This window comes from Streptomyces sp. NPDC057877 (assembly GCF_042796855.1).
Taxonomy (GTDB): Bacteria; Actinomycetota; Actinomycetes; order Streptomycetales; family Streptomycetaceae; genus Streptomyces.
In genome coordinates, this window is record NZ_JBHVMS010000003.1 from 428,213 (window position 1) to 447,583 (window position 19,371).

A 19,371-nucleotide genomic window follows, 5' to 3' on the forward strand; every position below is an offset into this window, starting at 1 on the left:
CGTGCGAGGTCCCCGTGCTCCGAGACCTGCTCGCCCGCCACGCCCGCCCCGTGACCGCCGCCCTGCTGGCCATAACGGCCCTGATGACGGCGGCGAACGCGCTGCCACTTCGCTGACAGCAGCTTCGAGGCTCGGTAACGGGCCGTATCCGTGGCGGTCCCGACGCCCGTCCGCGAAGATGCGCGCATGGCCAATTCGGGGGATGCGTGGCGGCTGGCGCGCCGTGTCGTGCTCGTGTTGCCGATCGCAGGCGCCTTGGTGCTCGGGTTGTGGGTCGTCCTGCCTTCCGGGCCCGAGCCGCCGGTCGCCCTCGTCGTGAGCACGATGCTCACCGCCGTCGCCGGGAGCGTGGCCGTCTTCTCCATGGGGGCCGTGTCGTCGCTCCGCCACCACCGGACCACCGACGCCGACGCGTTCTCGCACCGGGTGCGGAGCGTCGAGTCCCAGCAGTTGCGGCGGCTGGGAGACCTCCTGATCCTGTCGCTCAACGGCGACGACCTCGTGCACCGGTACGAGTCCCTGCGCGGCCGACGGACGGTCATCCTCGGCGACCCCGGGTCGGGCCGGTCGACCGCCGCCCGCAGGCTGGTGCTCGGGCTCATCGGCGAAGAGGCGTCGGATGACCACGGCCCCGTGCCGGTGCTGGTCCCCCTCTCGTCGTGGGATCCGGTGGCCGATCCGCTCGAGGAGTGGTTCGTCGCCCGGCTCGTCGCCCGGTACGGCACCCACCAGGCCACCGTCCGCCAACTGCTGGCCGAACAATGGCTGCTCCCCGTACTCGACGGACTCGACGAGCTGCCCGCCTCGCGGCGCACGGCCGCCGTGACCCTGCTGCTGCGCTGGCTCGACCGCTTCCCGCGCTCCGTGTTCACCTGCACCACCGCCGTCCACGAGGAGCTGACCGGCCAACTGGACCGGCCCATCGGTACGCCGCTGCCGCTGCGGCCCCTCAGCCCCGCCGGCGTCGTCGAGCATCTGCGCGAGGTCGGCGGTGAGCCGTGGGAGCCGGTCGTACGGGCCGTCGAGGCCGAACCGGACGGGCCGCTGGCCGAGGCGCTCACCTCCCCGTGGCTGCTGGCCCACGCGGTCAGCGGCTACGGCGGTTCCCGGCACCGGCGGCCCGAGGAGCTGGCCGACCGTGCCGCGCTGCCCGACGTCACCGCGATCCGGGACCGGATCCTGAACACCTCCGACCCGACGGCGACCCTGGAGGGGGCGGAGGGCACCGACCGCAGACGCCGACTGGTGCTGCTCACCGACGCGATGGGGCACGAGGACGACGGACTGCTGCTGTGGTGGCGGCTGGCGGAGCGCCATGGTTCGTGGCGGCTGGCGACGTTCACGGGCGGGCTGCTGCTGGGACTGCCGCTGGTGCGGGCCGTCGAGGTCGACCGACCGCTCGGGCTCCTCGTCCTCCTGCTGTACCTGTTCACCTGCCTCGTCACCGGCCTGGCCCTGCTCGTTCCCGACCGCCCCCGGCTGTCCCTCCTCAAGCAGCCCCGGCGGCTCTGGCGGCCCTCGGACGGACACCTCGCGCAGCGGGCCGGACTGGTTGTGCTCGGTGCCCTGGGAGGCCTGGCCTTCTCGGTCATCCCGATGGTGATCGACCCGGCCGAGGGCATCCACGCACCGGAGCCGTCCGCCACCGGCATCGCCGTACTGGTCACGACCGCCCTCGCGGGTGCCGTCCTCCCGCTCGTCCGGTCGAACACCGCCCCCGGCCCCGCCGCCCAGAGCGGGGACCTCCGCGCCGACCTGCACGCGGCCCTGGTCCTGGCGAGCGCGGTCACCGCCCTGGGGATCGCGACGGTGATCAACTACGCGGACCACTCCTCCCTGCCGTCCGCCGCGCGGACACCCCCCGACGCCCTGGTGTTCCTCGCCCTGTGCGTGTTCTGCGCGACCCTGCTGCTCGGCACCGCCTGGGGCCGCTACCGCCTCACCCACTTCCGCCTCGAAATGCAGGCGGAGTTACCACGACGGCTCAGCCGCTTCCTGGCGGAGGCCCAGGAACAGGGACTGCTCGTCCCCGCCGACGGATACGGCCGCGGCTGCTACGCCTTCCGCAACGACCTGGTCCGGCAGGCCCTCGCCGCCCGCAGCACCCACCGGCGCGCCCATGTCCGCGCCGTCGAACGCCAGCGGGACGAGATACGCGCCCGGGTGCTCGCCCTGCCGGAGGCGGTGGCGTACCTGTCGTACGCGTCGGACGGCGACTCCGAGGCGTACGAACGGGAAAAGGACCGGGTCGTCGAACTGGTCGACGCGCTCCTCGGCGAGGAACTGCGGGCGGTGGCGGACCGGGGGCACGAGGCCTACGACCGCTACCGGCGCGCCCGACAACGGCTGGCGGACGCGCTCGGGATGCCGCCGTGGGCGAGCCCGGCGATGACCAAGGTCTACGGGTGCATGGCGCTGGTGGGCGGGGCCGCGGCATGGTGGGCCGTGCTGCGGCTGGTCGGCTTCGGCGCGCGGACCCTGGACCCCCTGGTGCCGCTGCTGTTCCTGGCCATGATGACCCTGGGCACGTCGATCTGGCCGTTGGACCCCCTGCTGAAGCGGCTCGGCGTCGAACCGGTCGTCGAACTGGGCGTCGCCGTCATCGTCTACTTCACATGGAGCCTGCTGCTGGCCCCGCTCATCCCCGTGTCCCTGGCGACCCCGGTCGCCCTGACCGCCACCTCCGTCACCTTCACCTCCCTCCTCCTCTACCTCTACGCCCGCCCCCACGCCGCCCACGCCCGCGCCGTCCGCCGCGACGACCCCGCCGCCTGGCCCGTGCCCCCGCCCTCCCGCTCCCGGCACCGCGACGCCGCCCTCCAGGCCCGGCAGGACTGGCTGACGACCGTGGCCCGGGACGGCGTCATGCCGCAGATCCGGAGCAGGCTGCGGGTCGGCGACGAGACCGGACCGGTGCCCGCGTTGCCCGCGATCGACCCGTCCCGGCTGACCGCCACGCACCGGGCCGACCAGTTCGTCAGGTCCAGCGCCGCCGACGAGATCGAGTTCCAGCTCGGCAGGCTGGACAGCGCCAGCGTGGGCGTCAGCGGGCAACGCGGGGCGGGCAAGTCGGGCCTGATGCAGCGGTTCTGCACGCCGGGGCCGACCTCAACGCCCGATGACCTGCTGGTGCTCGTGCCCGCGCCGACCTCGTACGACCCCCGCGAGTTCCTCATCCATCTGTTCGCCGAGGTGTGCCGCCGTATCACCGGGGACGGGCCGGGGGACGACGGCCGCCCAGGGCCCGTGCCGGGCCGTGGCCGGGCGCTGGTGCACCGGTTCGGCGCGGCGGTGACCACCACCGCGGGCGTCCTCGTCGTCCTCGCGACCCTGCTGTGGCCGCAGGTCACCGCGGCCACGCGAGCGACCACCCAACACCCCAGGGAACTGCTGGTCGGCACCGGCGTCCTGCTCATCGCGACCGGCACCGTCTGGTCGCTGCTGCTGCCGGTCCGGGCGAGCCGCTCCGCCCGGCTCCCGTCGGCCGGTGCCGAGGCCGCCGCCGCCCAGCATCTGCGCACCCTGCACTACCAGTTGATGGTGATGAGCACCCGCAACGCCCAGCTCGCGCTGCCCGGCGGACTCGGCGTCCAGCTCGCCGGAGGCCAGCAGATCCAGCACACGCGGCAGGTGCTGACGTACCCGGAACTGGTGTCCCGCTTCCGCGCGCTGCTGGACCAGGTCGCCCTTGAGCGGCGGGCCCTCGGCGGCCGGGTCGTCCTCGGGATCGACGAACTCGACAAGCTCGGCAGCGCCGAGGAGACCGAACGGTTCCTCAACGACCTCAAGGTCGTCTTCGGCATCCGCGGCTGTCACTTCCTCGTCGCCGTCTCCGAGGACGCCCTGACCGCCTTCGGACGGCATGTCCTCGACGTCCGCACCGTCTTCGACAGCGCGTTCGACCGGGTCGTGGCCGTCCACCCGCTCGGCCTCGACCAGGCCCGCGAACTGCTGCGGCTGCGCGGCGTCTGGCTGCCCGAGCCCTATCTGGCGCTGTGCCAGATACTGTCCGGCGGGCTGCCGCGCGAGCTGCTGCGCACGGTGATGAGCCTGGCCACCGAGCGCGCCCTGCGCGGCACCACCGACCTGCCGACCCTGGCCAACCGGCTGATCGAGGACGACGCCCGCTCCGTGCTCTCCGCCCAGACCCGGTACGCCGCCACCCTCGGCGGCGCGGAGGGCCCGGCCGCCGCCCGCTGGATCGCCACCGCGTCCCAGGCGCCGGTCAGCATGGCCGAGTGGCAGCGGATCATCCACGAGGCGCCGTTCGTCGACCCCGACGAGTACGACGCCGCGCACGCGGTGACCCAGGTCCGCGCCTATCTGGAGCTGGGCGTCGACCTGCTGGCCACCTTCACCCGCACCGACGGCGTCCTGCCGGGCCCCGCCGTCGGCCTCCTCACCACCGCCCGCGCCAAGCTCGCCACCGAACCGCAGGCGTCCCTGGCCGCCGTGAGGCGCTACCGGGGCTGACCCTGGAGCTGCCGCAGCTGACGCCGGACATCGTCCAGCGCCCCCTTGCGGCTGCCGGGCACCCGGCCGCGCAACTCCGCCAGGGCAGGCCCCAGTTCGCGGGCCCGCGCCGGGTCGGTGATGCGGCCCCACTGGTGGTGGGCGCGGTCGACGGCCGTCTCCACGGCGGGGGCGTCGGGGGACTGTCCGGCGGCGAGCCGGGCGGTGGCCACGGCCAGCCAGGCACGGCAGCTGCGCGCCGCGTCCCCGGCGAACATCGCCAGGTCCGCCCGGACCTCGGTCCAGTGCAGCGCCTCCTCGCTGCCGGGCCCGTGACCGCGTACGGCGGCCTGCTCGCAGCGCGCGGCCAGCGCGTCGGCGTCCGCGTGCCGCCCGGCCCGCACGGCGGCGCTGATCGCGGCATGCGGGTCGGCGGGCGGGGGCGGGGCGCTGGCCAGCAGCAGGGCGGCACCGGCGTCCGGTTCGTCCGCGAGGAGGCGGGCCAGCGCCTGCTGGTGCAGTTGCTCCACGGGCGGGCGGTGGCCGCTGCGCAGGATGGTGGCGACGGCCTTCATGTACGACGGTGGCGCGGGCGTCCGCCGGTGCGGCGGGGGCGGCGCGACGCGACCGTAGACGGCGGTGGCGGGGCCGGAGTCGAGCGGGGCGGTGCGCAGGTGCGCCCAGGTGTCGGCGTCCGCGTGCAGGTCGGCGAGGACGGTGGTGGTGCCGGGCGGGCGCAGCCGCAGCTCCTCCCGGAACCAGTGCCAGGGGAAGGCCGTGTAGCGGACCGTCGCGGGAGTGGTGCGGGCCAGCGCCAGGTGCGGGAGCCGTTGGCGGCGGTCGAGCTGGAGCTGGCCGGTGACGAAGACGGTGAGCGGACCGGGCGCCGCGGCGGCGGCCCGCAGCCGGGTGAGGACGGCCTGCGGCTCCAGCGGGTCGGCCAGCTCGACGACATTGGCGGTGTCCGCCCCGGCCAGCACCCCGGGCGGTACGGCCGCCAGCACGGGGAGCACCGCCGCCGCGTCCACCAGCCGACCCCGGCCCACCGGCGAGGCCGCCAGCAACAGCACAGTTCCCGGCATGCGCGTGTTCCCCTCCCCCTGTCGATCACCCACGGCAGCACGGTAACCGGTGCGCCTGCAAAGGTCGTAGGCCACCGGCGGTCAGAGCGGGCGGCGGCGGACCGCGAACACCGTGGTGTCGTCGGCCAGATGACCGCCGCAGTGGCGCAGCGTGCCGTCCCGGACGAAGGTGACCAGCCGACGCGGGCGGGCCAGCCGGGGGTCCTCGGCGACGGCTCTCGCCACCTCCTGCGCCAGCGGATAGAAGACGTCGCAGCGGTCCCGGGCCTCCGTCACCCCGTCGGTGGTCAGCAGCAGCGTCTCCGCGGTGCCGACCCGCACCCGGCGCACCCGCGGTGCCGGGCCGCCGCGCACCAGGTCGCCCAGGCCCAGCGGGAGATCGTCGCCGGGCGGGAGGTGCCGTACCTCGCCGTCGTCGCCGACCACCAGGGGCGGTTCATGACCGAAGTTGACGACGTCCACGGCGTCGACGGTGTCCGGGGGGAAGCCCAGCAGCACCGCCGTGGCGAACCGGTCGCCGTCCGTGCGGCCCAGGGCGGCCGTGTGCTCGCGGTGCCGCAGCATCCGTACCTCCAGGCGCTGGGCGACCGTCGTGAGGTCCGGCTCGTGGTACCCGGCCTCGCGGAAGGTGCCCAGCAGCGCGGCGGCGGTCTCCACCGCTCGCAGTCCCTTGCCCTGGACGTCGCCGATGAGGACGCGGGTGCCGTGCGGGCCGGGCTGGATGTCGTAGAAGTCGCCGCCCACCCGGGCGTCGGTGTCGGCGGGGAGGTAGACGGCGGCGTGGTCGAGCCCGCCCCAGACCGGGGGCAGCGGGCGCAGCAGGGTACGGCGGATGGTGTCGGAGATGTCCGCCATGTGCACGGCGCGCGCCTCGCCGCGCAGCCGGACCGCGCACGCCGCCGTGGCCAGCGCCCCGCCGATCGTGGCGAGCACGAAGTCGGCGAGCCCGGCCTGGTAGTTCCGGGGCAGCGCGCTGTCCACGAAGAGGTACGTCAGCGGTGTGATCACCGCGAAGGTGACCGTGCCCCACATCCCGCAGAGCGCCGCCGCGATCCCGGGCACCAGCACCAGCCAGGAGATCATCCGGAAGTTGCTGCTGGTGTTGTAGTCGATCGTCACGATGCCGATGAGCAGCACCAGCGGCGGCACCCAGGTGACGCTGCGACCGCGTACGCGCAGCAGTTGCTGGCGGCGCAGGGCGTCCCGGCGCCCGGCCTGGGGATACCGGTCGAGCAGGCTCTGACCCCCGCCCCCACCGCTCACGGGCCCGGGCCTGGTCATGCCCCTCAGCGAAGCACGCGGGCGCCGAGGGCGCACCCTCGCGGGGGCCGGGGCGGTGCCGACTTGCCGGGCGCCGTCGGCAGGTGTGCCCTGGAATCCGGGGTACCCGGGGGGTGAGGAGAGGAAGGAGTGCTCCCATGGCTCAAGCGGCACCCAGGCCCGGCCGGATGACGCGGGGCGACCGAACGGACCGCGCGGACCGTACGCCCGACGTCTTCAGCCCGCGCACCCACATGATCATGACGTGGTCCCTGACCGTCCTGGCGGGCCTCGTCGTCGGCTACTGGGCCGCGGCCAACCGGCGCTCCGGCGGTCCCATCACCGGCTGGAACCTGCTGTTCGGCTTCTGCACCGCCCTCGCGTTCGTGGTGCTGTGCGTCGCCGTGCGGATCGCCGCCTCGCGGATGAAGCGGGAGCTGCACGCGATCACCTGGGCGGTCTTCCTCGGCGGCACGTTCGGCTTCGTGTACGCGCAGACGGACAAGACGGCGCTGCGGTCCGCCGTCATGGCCGCGGCGATCGGGGCGGTGGTGTTCGCGGTGCTGTTCTACCGGTACTACACGCATGAGGACGCGGAGGGCCATCGGGTGCCGTAGGGGGCTCACCGGGCTCACCCCCGGAAACACCCGTTCGGGTGAAGCCTCCACCGGCAGGGGGCTTCGCGGCGGGGCCGCCCGTTCGGCTTGACCTCTGCCGCCATCCGCAGGCGTCCCGCTGGCCCCGCCCACCGCCCGGGTCTTTTCTGGAGACGTGCCCGTACGTCTGCGCAACGCGCTGTCCGCCGCCCTGATCGCCCTGTCCTGCCTGCTCGTCCCGTTCGGCGCGCTGGCCGCCTGGGCGGCGTACGGGCTGACCGACACGGGCCGCTACGTCCGCACGATGGCGCCGCTCGCGACCGACCCGGCCGTCCGCGCGGCGGTCGCCGACAGCCTCGGCGACGGCATCGAGCGGCGCGCCGACCTCGGCGCGATGGGACCGTTCGTCCGGGACGCGGTGCGCTCGTTCACCCACACCGAGGCCTACCGCGCGGGCTGGGACGCGGCGAACCGGGCCACGCACGACGCGGTGCTGCGCGCGGCGCGGGGCGCGGACGCCGGGGGACCGGTCACCGTCGACCTCGCGCCGGTGGCCGACCGGGTCAAGCGGGAACTGGTCGACGACCGCGTGCCGCTGGCCGAGCGGATCCCGGTCACGCACACCCGGGTCGCGGTCCTCCCGGCGCGGGACGTGGAGCGGCTGCGCAGGGGGTACGACGTCCTCGAGGTCGCCGCGTTCTGGCTGCCGCTGACGGCCGTCGTGCTCGCCGTCGCCGGAATCGCCCTCGCCGCGTGCCGCCGCCGCGCCCTCACCGCGACCGGCCTCGGCATCGCCCTCGGCGGCGCCCTGCTCGCCCTGGCCCTCACGCTCGGCCGCCACTTCACCCTCGCCGGAATCCCGGACGACCTCCACCGCCCGGCCGCCGCCGCGGTCTACGACGCCCTCACCACCACCCTGCGCACCACGTCCTGGCTGCTCCTGGCCCTGGGCCTGACCACGGCCCTGACCGCCTGGCTCACCCGCTACCTGCCAGGCCGACGAGCGTCTCCAGCGCCCGCCCCAAGTCCTCCTCCGCGGCCGACGCGAGCCCAAGCCTGACCGCGTCCGGCGTGCGGCCCGGGTCCACGGCGAAGGCGGGGCCCGGCGTGATGGCGATCCCGTGCCGGGCGGCGGCGGCCGTGAAGGTGTCCGCGCGCCAGGGCGGCGGCAGCTCCCACCAGGCGAAGTAGGCGCGCGGGTCGGCGCGCAACGCCCCGATGCCGTCCAGGGCCCGGCGGACGAGCAACTGCCGTCGCGCCGCGTCCGCCCGCTTGGCCGCCACCAGGCGCTCGACCGTCCCGTCCGCCATCCACCGCACGGCCGCCTCCAGCGCGAACCGCCCCGCGCTCCAGCCACCGGAGCGGATCGCGGTGGCCACGGTGTCGACGCGGTGCGGGGGTACGACGAGGAAGCCGACGGTGAGCCCGGGGGCGACCCGCTTGGACAGCCCGTCGACGAGGTGCGTGAGGGCGGGCGCGTGCCGGGCGAAGGGGGCGGGGCCGCTGTGCAGGAAGGACCAGATGCGGTCCTCCACGACCGGGAGGTCCAAGTCGGTCACCAGCGCCGCGAGTTCCTCCCTCCTCGCCTCGCTCATCGTCACCGAGGTCGGGTTGTGCAGCGTCGGCTGGAGGTAGAGGGCCGAGAGGGGAGCGGTGCGGTGCACGGCGGCCAGCGCCTCCGGGCGCACGCCGTCCGCGTCCATGGCGAGCGGCACGAGGGTGACGCCGAGCCGCCCCGCGATCTCCTTGACCAGCGGATACGTCAGCTCCTCCACGCCGACCCGGCCGCCGGTCCTGACCAGCGAGGCGAGGGCGGCGGAGATGGCCTGGCGGGCGGTGCCGGTGAAGAGGACCCGCCCGGGGTCGGGGACGCCGAGCAGCGCGGCGGCGGCCTCGCGGGCGGCGGCGGTGCCGGTGGCGGCGGCGGGACGCAGCGCCTCGGTGAGGACGTCGGGGCGCGTGAGGGCGGCGAGGGCGGGGGCGAGCAGGTCCGACTGGCCCGCCGCGGAGGGGTAGTTGAGCTGGAGGTTCACCGGCACCGGGGCGACCGGGGGCTCGATCAGCGACCGTCCGTCCCCCGCCCGGGGTGGCGCGGCCCGCACGAAGGTGCCCCGGCCGACCTCACCCACGACCAGCCCCCGCCGCACGAGTTCGCCGTACACCCGCCCCGCCGTCGACGCGGCGATCCCGCGCCGCCGGGCGAACGTCCGCTGCGGGGCCAGCCGCTGACCCGGCTTGAGCCGCCCCGTGGCGATGTCGGCGGCGATACGGTCGGCGATCCGCAGGTAGTCATCCACTGAAGTCCCTCCCCTGAAGTCCCTCCCCGCCCAGCACATTGCACCGAGGGCAAAGATTTTATTGCACCGAGCGAGCGCCCGGTCCTAGGGTCGATCACATGACCCCCTTCCTCGCATACGAGGACAAAGGCGACGCCGGTACGTCCTCCCGGCCGCCCCTCGTCCTCATCCACGGCCACCCCTTCGACCGCACGATGTGGACCCCCCAGATCGAGGCCTTCGCCCCCGGGCGCCGGGTCATCGCCCCCGACCTGCTCGGCTACGGCGCCTCACCGGTCAAGCCCGGCATCACCCCGCTCTCCCGCTTCGCCGCGGGCATCGAGGAACTGCTCGACGCCCTGTCCGTCGACACCTTCGTCCTCGCCGGGCTGTCCATGGGCGGCCAGATCGCGATGGAGTGCTGCGCCCGCTTCGGCCACCGTGTCCGCGGCCTGGTCCTCGCCGACACCTTCGCCGCCCCCGAGACCGAGCAGGGCAGACGGGCCCGCAACGCCATGGCGGACCGCCTGCTCCGCGAGGGGATGCGCGGGTACGCCGACGAGGTGCTGGACAAGATGGTCGCCCCGTACGCCGACCCGGCCGTCCGGGCGCACGTCCACCGCATGATGACGGCCACGTCCCCCGAGGGCGCCGCCGCGGCCCTGCGGGGCCGTGCCGAACGCCCCGACTACCGCCCGCTGCTGCCCCGCATATCCGTCCCGGCCCTGGTCGTGGTGGGCGCCGACGACGCGTACACCCCGGTCTCCGACGCCGAGTCCCTGCACGCCGCCCTCCCCGACTCCACCCTCCGAGTCATCGAGGGCGCCGCGCACATGCCCAACCTGGAGCGGCCCGAGGAGTTCAACCACGCGCTGGGGGACTTCCTCGCGAGACTGGGGCCGACACTGGAGCGGTGAACGGTGAGCGGGAGGTCGGGGCGGTCGTGCGGGGGCGGTGGGCGCGGTGGTGTGCCGGGGTGCTGTTCGCCGGGGTGAGCGTGGTCGTCGGGTGCCGGGTGGCCGACACCGACGCGATCACGCCGGTGGCGCAGTTGCTGTCCTTCCTGCCGTGGCTGCTGGTGCCGGTGGCGGCCGGGCTGCTGCTCGCGCTGGTCGCGCGGTGGTGGGTCGGGCTGGTGTGGGGGGTCGTCGTCCTCGGGCTGCTGGCGTGGTTCATCGAGCCGTACGGGAAGACCGTGTCACCGGACGGGGCGCCGGTGGCGTCCTTCCGGGTGCTGACGGCGAACGTGGAGTTCGGGCAGGGCACACCGGCGCTCGTCGCCGCGGTACGGGAGTACCGGCCGGACGTGGTGTTCGTACCGGAGTGCGAGTACACGTGCGACGCGCGGCTGGCCGAGACGCTGGACGACGACTATCCGCACCGGCGGGTCGTCGCGGGGGGCGGCTCGGACGGGTCGGTCCTCCTCAGCCGGTTCCCGCTGCGCGGCACCGACCCCGTCCCCGGCGACCTGGGCATGCCCGGCGCGGTCGCCGACGTGCGCGGGAACGCCGTACGGCTCCAGCTCGCGCACCCGATGCCGCCGGTGCCGGGCCAACTCGACCTGTGGCGGCGTGACCTGGGCGCACTGCGCGACTTCGCCGCCGACCACCGGGACTCGGCGACCATCATCGCCGGGGACTTCAACGCCTCCCAGGACCACGCCGCCTTCCGCCGCATCCTCGACACCGGCCTGTACGACGCCGCCCGCCTCCGGGGCGACGACCGCACCCCGACCTGGCCCGCCCGCACGGCACCGGCGTTCGGGGTGCAGATCGACCACGTGCTCGTCTCCGAAGAGTTCTCGGTGCGGGAGGTCCGCTTCCTGGACCTCGCGGAGTCGGACCACCGGGCGCTGCTGGTGGACGTGACGCTGCACGAGCGGGAACGAGCGGTGCGGACCGCCCCGTAGTACTCCCTGTACTACCTACCGGGACGGCCCGCACCGCACACGTCATACCACCGCTCAGCAGCCGATGTCGCTCCCGTCGGCACGCCACACGGCCACGACCGCCGGGCGGACGTAGCTGCCGGGACCGTCGGGCCAGGTGCTCTTGGGGGTCTCGACGCTGGCGCCGTCGACCTCGCCCGGGTGCTGGACGGCGACCAGGACGCGGCGGTCCTGGATGATCGGGCCGCAGGTCTCGGCGCCGATCGGCACGGTCAGGAACTGCTTCAGCTCACCGCGCCGCTCACCGCGGGTGGCGACTCCGAAGAGACCGTCGTGGTAGCCGAGCTGGGCGCCGTCGGTGGAGATCCACAGGTTGCCGTACGGGTCGAAGGCGACGTTGTCCGGGCAGGAGATCGGGCTGACCTGGTCCTTGGGGAACCCGGCGAAGTAGGTGGCCGGGTCCGCCGGGTCACCGGCGACGAGGAACAGGCTCCAGGCGAACTTGGTGCTGTCGGCGCGGTTCCAGCGCTCGGTCAGCTCCAGCACCGAGCCGTGCTTGTTGCCGATGCGCGGGTTGGCCTCGTCGACGCCCGGGTTGCCGGAGGTGCCGCGGCGGCTGTTGTTGGTCAGGGCGACGTACACCTTGCCGGTGTGCGGGTTGGGCTCGACGTCCTCGGGCCGGTCCATCTTGGTGGCGCCGACCTTGTCACCGGCGAGGCGGGTGAAGACGAACACCTCGTCGGCGGTCATGCCCTCGACGTGCGAGACGGCGCCCTTGGCGGTGGCGGTGGCCAGCGGAATCCACTCACCGCTGCCGTCGAACTCACCGTCGCTGGGCAGCTTGCCGGTCCCGTCGATCTCGATGGCGGGGGAGTCACCGGTGAGCTTGGCGACGTACAGGGTGCCCTCGTCGAGCAGCGAGAGGTTGTGCTCCCGCGCGGCCCGGCTCGACCCCTTCATCATCCGCTTGCTGCCGACGAACTTGTAGAAGTAGTCGAAGCGCTCGTCGTCACCGGAGTAGACGACGGGACGGCCGTCGTCGGTGAGCCGCACGGTCGCGCCCTCGTGCTTGAAGCGGCCGAGCGCGGTGTGCTTGCGCGGGACCGAGTCGGGGTCGTACGGGTCCAGCTCGACGACATAGCCGTGGCGGTGCACCTCGTTGGGCTCCTGGGCGAGGTCGAACCGCTTGTCGAACCTCTCCCACTTGCGCTCGGACGCCCCGGTGGGCAGCCCGTAGCGGGCGCCGGTGGTGCCGCTGCTGTTGGCGAAGTACTGGTTGAAGTTCTCCTCACCGTGCAGCGTGGTGCCCCACGGCGTGGTGCCGCCCGCGCAGTCGTTGAGGGTGCCGAGGACCTTGGTGCCGGTCGGGTCGGCGGAGGTCTTCAGCAGGTCGGAACCGGCGGCCGGACCGGTGAGCCGGAACTGGGTGGTGGCGGTGACGCGCCGGTTGAGCGAGTGCCGCGGTACGGGGGTCAGCTTCCCGGTCCTACGGTCCTCCTCCACGACCACGACGGACAGCCCGTGCGCCGCCCAGGCGATCTCGACCTGCTCACGGCTCGGGTTGGCGGCGTCGTACCCGCGGAACATCAGGTTCTCGTCGGTGTACTCGTGGTTGGCGACGAGGATCTGCCGCCCGCGCTCACCGGGGAGGGGCAGCAGGGCGAGGAAGTCGCAGTTGTACCCGAACTGTCCGGCCTGCGCCTTGGCCGTCTGCTTCTCCGGGTCGAAGGCGGGGGCACCGCGCAGGATGGGCTCGCCCCAGCGGATGACGATGTTCTGCCGGTAGCCGTCCGGGATGGTCACGGCGTCGGCGGTGTTGGGGGCGACGGGGGTGAACCGCAGCCCACGGGCGGCCTTGCCGGGCCTGCGGCCCGCCACCGGGGCGGCCTGGGCCTCCGGCGCGGCGGCCACCGAGACGGCGGTCCCGGCCGCGGTGGCCGCGGTGACCACGGCGGCGGCGCGCATCACGGAGCGGCGGCTGAGGGCACCGGCGATGACGTCGCCGACGTACGGGTTGGCGGAGGTGTTGGGCACCTCGTGGAAACAGGCGTCACCACACCGGTACCGGCAGGTGAGCGCGGACCGCCCGCCGGGATGGGCCTCGGACGATGACGTTCTGATGATGGGCAGTTGCATACGCACTTGATTCTCCCCTGACTTCCCCTTTGATCCAGCCTGAGGGACGCTAGGAGCACGTTTGTGCGGGAGCGGGGCGCCCGGGTGAACGCCGGGTGAACCTGGGGCATCCGTAACGGACTTGCCGGAACGGCCGGGACAACCCTTGACGAGCCCGCCCTCCCGTGCCCGCCCCTGCCCAAGATCACCATCGTGGACCGCTAACCTTACGTGTCCGTCCTGGCCAGGGATCGACGGGCTACAACTCATTCGAAGGGTTGCGCACATGGGCATTCTCACTCTCCTGCGGAACGCGTTCAGCCGCTCACGCAAGACCCACGACACGGAGCCGGAGACAACACCGGCCCCCACGCAGGAGCCCACGGAGGAGTCCCCGCAGCCCCCGAAGATTCCCTCCCCCTCCCCTGCCCCCTCCCCTTCCCCGGTCCCCTCCCCTTCCGTGGTCGACGACCTGGTCTCGGCCGCCTTCGACAACGTCACGGTCCCCAAGCCGACGGTACCGGCGGCACGGGCCGCGACGGATGCCCCGCCGACTGAGCAGAAGCCGACGGCGCCGCAGGCACCGGCCGTCGCGGAGGAACCGGCTGCCGAGCCGGAGCCGGTGGCCGCGGACGAACTGAAGGCCGAGGCAAAGAAGCCCGAAGAGGCACCGGCACCCGAGGAGAGGCCCGCGGCCGAGGAGGAACCGGCGGCGGAAGAGGAGCCCACCACCGCGGACGAACCGGCAGCCGAGGCCGAGCCGCAGGCCGAGACCGCGGCATCGGCGGAGCCCGAGCCGCAGACGGAAGAGGCAGCGGAGGCCGAGCCGCAGACGGAAAGCCAGCCGCAGGCCGAGGACGAGCCGCAGGCCCAGACGGAGTCGGAGCCGCAGGCCCAGGCCCAGGCCGAGGACGAGCCCGAGGTCGAGGTCGAGCCGCAGGCTGAGGCGGAGCCGCAGGCCGAGACCGAACCGGAGGCGGAGACCAAGCCGGAGCCGGAAAGCGAGCCGCAGACCGAGACCGAACCGCACGCCGAGACCGAACCGCAGACGGACTCGGAACCGCAGACGGACTCGGACTCGGACTCGGAACCGGGCTCGGAACCGGAGCCGGAAAGCCAGCCCCAGGCTGAGGCGGACCCCGCCCCCGAACCGACGGAGTCACCCGCACCCGGCGACGAGGTCCGCACGGATGGTGTGGGCGGGAGCACCCCCGAGGCCGACGGCGAAGCCGAGGCCGAGGTCCCCCCGACCACCACCCCCGCCGCGATCCCCGCCACCCTCGCCACCGCCTACACCACCGCCGCCACCACCCTCACCACCCACCACCTCACCACCACCCCCGCCAAGGTCTACCTCGTCCTCGACCGCTCCGCCTCCATGCGCCCGTACTACAAGGACGGCTCCGCCCAGGCCCTCGCCGAGCAGACCCTCGCCCTCGCCGCCCACCTCGACCCCGCGGGCCCGGCGGACGCCACCGTCCACGTCGTCTTCTTCTCCACGGAACTCGACGGCACCGGCGAGCTGACCGTCACCGACCACGAGGACAAGATCGACAAGCTGCACGCCTCCCTCGGCCGCATGGGCCGCACCAGCTACCACGCCGCCGTCGAAGAAGTCGTAGCCCACTACGGGAAGTCCGGCACCGACGCCCCCGCCCTCGTCGTCTTCCAGACCGACGGCGCCCCGGACGCCAAGACCCCCGCCACCCAGTCCCTCACGGACGCCGCGAAGAACCACCCCCGCGTCCACTTCGCCTTCGTCGCCTTCGGCGAACACGACAACAAGGCCTTCGACTACCTCCGCAAGCTGAAGACCGGCAACACGTCGTTCTTCCACGCGGGCCCCACCCCGAAGGAACTCACGGACGCGGAAGTCTACGAAGGCATCCTCTCCGGCTGGCGCCCGTAACCCCGCCCCGTAGGAACACCCGGCCGCCCCTTCCCACCCCGTAAAACGGGAAGCGGGCGGCCACCCCACGTCGGCTACGATTCCAAGGTTCACAAAACGACCGACCTGGGAGCAGCCGCGATGGCTCGACACCTCATCACCAGCGCCCTTCCGTACATCAACGGGATCAAGCACCTGGGCAACATGGTGGGGTCCATGCTCCCGGCGGACGTGTACTCCCGGTACCTCCGCCAGCGCGGTCACGACGTCCTCTACATCTGCGCCACCGACGAGCACGGCACCCCGGCCGAACTCGCCGCGAAGGAGCAGGGCGTCCCCGTGGCGGAGTTCTGCGCGCAGGCGCACGACGCACAGAAGGCGATCTACGACGGCTTCGCGCTCGCCTTCGACTACTTCGGCCGCAGCAGCAGCCCGCAGAACCACGAGATCACCCAGGAGATCGCGCGGGAGCTGAAGGCGAACGGCTTCATCGAGGAGCGGGCGATCCGCCAGGTGTACTCCAACGCCGACGGCCGCTTCCTCCCGGACCGGTACATCATCGGCACCTGCCCCCACTGCGGCTACGACAAGGCCCGCGGCGACCAGTGCGAGAACTGCACCCGCGTCCTCGACCCCACCGACCTCATCGAGCCGCGCTCCGCGATCAGCGGCAGCAGCGACCTGGAGGTCCGGGAGACCAAGCACCTGTTCCTCCTCCAGTCCGCGCTCGCGGGCGAGGTGGAGAGCTGGGTCGACGAGCGCGCCGACAACTGGCCGGTGCTCGCCTCCTCCATCGCCCGCAAGTGGCTCACCGAGGGGCTGCACGACCGCGCGATCACCCGTGACCTGGACTGGGGCGTCCCCGTCCCGGCCGACACCTGGCCGGACCTCGCCGCCGAGGGCAAGGTCTTCTACGTCTGGTTCGACGCGCCCATCGAGTACATCGGCGCGACGAAGGAGTGGGCCGACCAGGACCCGGAGCACCGCGACTGGCGCTCGTGGTGGTGGAAGTCGGACACGGACGTCCACTACACGCAGTTCATGGGCAAGGACAACGTCCCCTTCCACAGCGTGATGTTCCCGGCGACCCTGCTGGGCACCCGCGCCCCGTGGAAGAAGGTCGACGTCATCAAGGCCTTCAACTGGCTGAACTACTACGGCGGCAAGTTCTCCACCTCCCAGCGCCGGGGTGTCTTCACCCACGACGCCCTGGAAGTGCTGCCCGCCGACTACTGGCGCTACTTCATGATGGCCAACGCCCCGGAGTCGGACGACTCGTCCTTCACCTGGGAGCACTTCACGGCCACGGTGAACAAGGATCTCGCCGACACCCTCGGCAACTTCGTCAACCGCGTCCTGTCCTTCTCCAAGAAGCGCTTCGGCGAGGAGGTCCCGGCGGGCTCGGCGCCCGGCGAGGCGGAGGCCAGGCTCGGCACGGAGATCGCCCGGCTGCTCGCCGAGTACGAGGAGCAGATGGACGCCCTCCAGTTCCGTAAGGCCGCCGCCGCCCTGCGCGCGCTGTGGTCGGCGGGCAACTCCTACCTGGAGGAGAAGGCCCCCTGGCTGGAGATCAAGACCGACAAGGACGGCGCGGCCCTCACCCTGCGCACGGCGATGAACCTGATCCACCTCTACGCCGTCGTCTCGGAGCCCTTCATCCCGGCCACGGCCGCCGCCATGCGCGAGGTCTTCGCCCTCACCGACGACTCGGCGACCTGGGTCACCCAGGAGGAGGCCAAGTCCCTGGCCACCGTCCCCGCGGGTACCGCCTTCACCGTCCCGCCGGTCCTCTTCGCCAAGCTCACCGACGACGACCTGGCCGCGTACAAGGAGCGCTTCGGCGGTGAAGGGGCGTAAGGCCGCGTAAGGGAAGGGGCCCAACAGCCCTGGACAGGTCCCCCCACAACGCTGATCATGAGAGCCCCGCCTGCCAGGCGGGGCTTTCGATTCACGTGGGGGGACCACACATGGCACTCTTCGGCAACGCGCACGCCATCGACCCGGCCCAGGCACAGCAGGAGTACGCCCGGCTGCTGGGCCAGGGCGAGCAGGTGCACGCCGCGTACCTGCTGATCCGCGACACCATCCTGTTCACCGACCGCCGTCTGATCCTGGTCGACAAGCAGGGCATCACCGGCAAGAAGACCGAGTACCACTCCATCCCGTACCGCAGCATCACCCACTTCGCCGTGGAGACCGCGGGCACGTTCGACCTGGACGCCGAGCTGAAGATCTGGCTCTCCGGCTCCCCGACGCCGGTCCAGAAGACCTTCACCAAGGGGGTCGACATCTACGAGGTGCAGGCGATCCTCACCCAGTTCGTGGCCCGGTGAGCCCGATCGCGAAGAGACCGCGCACAAGACGCCGGGTCCTCGCCGCCGCGCTCGTCGGTGGGCTGATCGGCGGCGTTCCGGTCACCTCCGCGCACGCCGCCGGGGACACCGTGCCCGCCGACTTCAACGGCGACGGCTACCGCGACGCCGTGCTCCGGGTGCCCGCCGCCACGGTGAACGGCCGCAGCGGCGCCGGTGCCGTGATCGTCATGTACGGCTCGGCGTCGGGGCTCTCGGCGCGCAAGCACGTGTTCCTCACCCAGAACTCGCCCGGTGTGCCCGGCTCCGCCGAGAAGGGCGACTACTTCGGCGCGTCCACCGCCTCCGCGGACCTCGACCGCGACGGCTATGCCGACCTGGTCGTGGGCGTGCCCTACGAGGACACCTCCGCGGGCACGGACAAGGGCACGGTCACCATCCTGTGGGGCGGCAGGTCGGGGCTGGTGTCGGGGCGCGCCCTGCCCACACCGGCGGGCTTCGACCAGTTCGGCCGGGACGTGGCCGCCGCGGGCAAGGGGTCGTCGTCGGCCAGCATGGTGACCGCGGGCGGCTGGAACGGCACCCGGACCTTCCTGGGGCCCTTCACCCGCTCCGCGGGTCCGGCCTCCTCCGTCCCGGGGATCGACGCCTGGTTCGGCAGCGTCACCACCGGCGACCTGAACGGCAACGGCCGCGCCGACACGGTGGCGGTCACGGGGCGCACGGGCGGTCACACCGGCGGTCTGGTCGTCGTGAACCCGGAGGACCACCCGGTCTACGAGCAGCCCCTCACCGGCGGTGACGCGCTCGTCGCCACCGTCGGTGACGTCAACGGCGACGGGTACGGCGACATCGTGGCCGGTGACCCCGACGAGCCCGAGCGGCGCGGCGTCGACGGTGAGCTGGGCGGGCGGGTGCTGATCTGGTACGGCGGTGCCTCAGGAGTCACCGTCGACGCCAAGCCGGTCGTGATCTCCCAGGACAGCCCCGGCGTCCCCGGGGCCGGGGAGAAGTACGACGGCTTCGGCTCGTCCGTCGCCGTCGCGGACTTCAATCGCGACGGCGTCGACGACATCGTGGTGGGCACGCCCACCGAGAAGCTCGGCACCGTCGCCGCGGCCGGGATGGTGACCGTCGTACCGGGCACCCGCACCGGCACCCCAGGGGCGGGCGCGTACTCCTTCCACCAGGGGACGGCGAACGTGCCCGGCGGCAACGAGGCGGGGGACCACTTCGGCACCACCCTGTCGGCGGGCGACGTGAACCGCGACGGGCGGCCCGAGCTGATCGTCTCCGGGGACGGCGAGAACAACTACGCGGGTGCGGTCTGGGTCCTTCCCGGAGGATCCTCGCGGCCGACCGCGACCGGCAGCCGGATCTTCACCACGGGCTCGTTCGGCCTGCCGTCCTCCGGCTACCAGTTGCTGGGCGGCAGCGGGCTTCCCCTGCTGTGACGCCGTAGCACCACGTGGAGGCACGAAAGCGGCCCGGTCCCTCCGTCG

General features: G+C 73.2%; 13 protein-coding genes. 9 read left to right on the forward strand and 4 right to left on the reverse strand.

The annotated features are described in order from the left end of the window. Positions 1 to 186: 186 nt before the first annotated feature. Positions 187 to 4,473, forward strand: a complete 4,287-nt coding sequence (locus ACFVQG_RS09750) for an NACHT domain-containing protein (protein WP_383378793.1) — start codon at positions 187 to 189, stop codon at positions 4,471 to 4,473. Here ACFVQG_RS09750 and ACFVQG_RS09755 read toward each other — a convergent pair. Together ACFVQG_RS09755 and ACFVQG_RS09760 are read right to left on the reverse strand one after the other, a co-directional pair. Further along, positions 4,461 to 5,534: a hypothetical protein gene (locus ACFVQG_RS09755; RefSeq protein ID WP_383378795.1), complete on the reverse strand. Its 1,074-nt coding sequence runs from the start codon at positions 5,532 to 5,534 to the stop codon at positions 4,461 to 4,463. The two genes, ACFVQG_RS09750 and ACFVQG_RS09755, sit on opposite strands and share 13 nt — an antisense overlap. Positions 5,535 to 5,615: 81 nt before the next feature. Next, positions 5,616 to 6,815, reverse strand: coding sequence for a PP2C family protein-serine/threonine phosphatase (locus ACFVQG_RS09760; protein WP_383378797.1), 1,200 nt, complete (start codon positions 6,813 to 6,815; stop codon positions 5,616 to 5,618). A gap of 137 nt (positions 6,816 to 6,952) precedes the next feature. Between ACFVQG_RS09760 and ACFVQG_RS09765 the strand changes: the two genes are divergently transcribed. Then, positions 6,953 to 7,411 (forward strand): hypothetical protein, encoded by a 459-nt coding sequence (locus tag ACFVQG_RS09765; RefSeq protein WP_383378799.1) that lies wholly within the window; start codon positions 6,953 to 6,955, stop codon positions 7,409 to 7,411. Positions 7,412 to 7,565: 154 nt separating this feature from the next. Continuing rightward, positions 7,566 to 8,450, forward strand: coding sequence for a hypothetical protein (locus ACFVQG_RS09770; protein WP_383378801.1), 885 nt, complete (start codon positions 7,566 to 7,568; stop codon positions 8,448 to 8,450). Here ACFVQG_RS09770 and ACFVQG_RS09775 read toward each other — a convergent pair. Next, the gene (locus ACFVQG_RS09775; RefSeq protein ID WP_383378803.1) at positions 8,368 to 9,687 is read right to left on the reverse strand and encodes a PLP-dependent aminotransferase family protein; all 1,320 of its coding nucleotides are present in this window, start codon (positions 9,685 to 9,687) and stop codon (positions 8,368 to 8,370) included. The genes ACFVQG_RS09770 and ACFVQG_RS09775 overlap by 83 nt on opposite strands. A gap of 98 nt (positions 9,688 to 9,785) precedes the next feature. Here ACFVQG_RS09775 and ACFVQG_RS09780 point away from each other — a divergent pair, with 98 nt between their 5' ends. Beyond that, positions 9,786 to 10,583 (forward strand): alpha/beta fold hydrolase, encoded by a 798-nt coding sequence (locus ACFVQG_RS09780; protein ID WP_383378805.1) that lies wholly within the window; start codon positions 9,786 to 9,788, stop codon positions 10,581 to 10,583. Next, the gene (locus ACFVQG_RS09785; RefSeq protein ID WP_383378807.1) at positions 10,580 to 11,575 is read left to right on the forward strand and encodes an endonuclease/exonuclease/phosphatase family protein; all 996 of its coding nucleotides are present in this window, start codon (positions 10,580 to 10,582) and stop codon (positions 11,573 to 11,575) included. The genes ACFVQG_RS09780 and ACFVQG_RS09785 overlap by 4 nt, the downstream gene beginning before the upstream one ends. Positions 11,576 to 11,629: 54 nt before the next feature. On the opposite strand, the gene ACFVQG_RS09790 is transcribed toward ACFVQG_RS09785, so the two are convergent. Continuing rightward, positions 11,630 to 13,696 (reverse strand): PhoX family protein, encoded by a 2,067-nt coding sequence (locus ACFVQG_RS09790; protein ID WP_383378809.1) that lies wholly within the window; start codon positions 13,694 to 13,696, stop codon positions 11,630 to 11,632. Between the two features lie 259 nt (positions 13,697 to 13,955). Between ACFVQG_RS09790 and ACFVQG_RS09795 the strand changes: the two genes are divergently transcribed. From ACFVQG_RS09795 to ACFVQG_RS09810, 4 genes are all read left to right on the forward strand, one after another. Next, positions 13,956 to 15,578, forward strand: coding sequence for a VWA domain-containing protein (locus ACFVQG_RS09795; RefSeq protein WP_383378811.1), 1,623 nt, complete (start codon positions 13,956 to 13,958; stop codon positions 15,576 to 15,578). Positions 15,579 to 15,698: 120 nt separating this feature from the next. Further along, a complete protein-coding gene (gene metG / locus ACFVQG_RS09800) occupies positions 15,699 to 17,414 on the forward strand; it encodes a methionine--tRNA ligase (protein WP_383378813.1) in 1,716 nt (571 codons plus the stop codon). A gap of 110 nt (positions 17,415 to 17,524) precedes the next feature. Beyond that, positions 17,525 to 17,890 carry a PH domain-containing protein gene (locus tag ACFVQG_RS09805; RefSeq protein WP_383378815.1) on the forward strand — a complete coding sequence of 122 codons (366 nt, stop codon included), beginning with the start codon at positions 17,525 to 17,527 and terminating at the stop codon, positions 17,888 to 17,890. Further along, positions 17,887 to 19,323, forward strand: coding sequence for a VCBS repeat-containing protein (locus ACFVQG_RS09810; RefSeq protein ID WP_383378817.1), 1,437 nt, complete (start codon positions 17,887 to 17,889; stop codon positions 19,321 to 19,323). Before ACFVQG_RS09805 ends, ACFVQG_RS09810 begins: the two co-directional genes overlap by 4 nt. Positions 19,324 to 19,371 lie beyond the last annotated feature (48 nt).

Coding starts and splice junctions, on each gene's coding strand:
- ACFVQG_RS09750 (WP_383378793.1), top strand. CDS start 187: ATGGCCAATTCGGGGGATGCGTGGCGGCTGGCGCGCCGTGTCGTGCTC.
- ACFVQG_RS09755 (WP_383378795.1), bottom strand. CDS start 5,534: ATGCCGGGAACTGTGCTGTTGCTGGCGGCCTCGCCGGTGGGCCGGGGT.
- ACFVQG_RS09760 (WP_383378797.1), bottom strand. CDS start 6,815: ATGACCAGGCCCGGGCCCGTGAGCGGTGGGGGCGGGGGTCAGAGCCTG.
- ACFVQG_RS09765 (WP_383378799.1), top strand. CDS start 6,953: ATGGCTCAAGCGGCACCCAGGCCCGGCCGGATGACGCGGGGCGACCGA.
- ACFVQG_RS09780 (WP_383378805.1), top strand. CDS start 9,786: ATGACCCCCTTCCTCGCATACGAGGACAAAGGCGACGCCGGTACGTCC.
- ACFVQG_RS09795 (WP_383378811.1), top strand. CDS start 13,956: ATGGGCATTCTCACTCTCCTGCGGAACGCGTTCAGCCGCTCACGCAAG.
- metG (WP_383378813.1), top strand. CDS start 15,699: ATGGCTCGACACCTCATCACCAGCGCCCTTCCGTACATCAACGGGATC.
- ACFVQG_RS09805 (WP_383378815.1), top strand. CDS start 17,525: ATGGCACTCTTCGGCAACGCGCACGCCATCGACCCGGCCCAGGCACAG.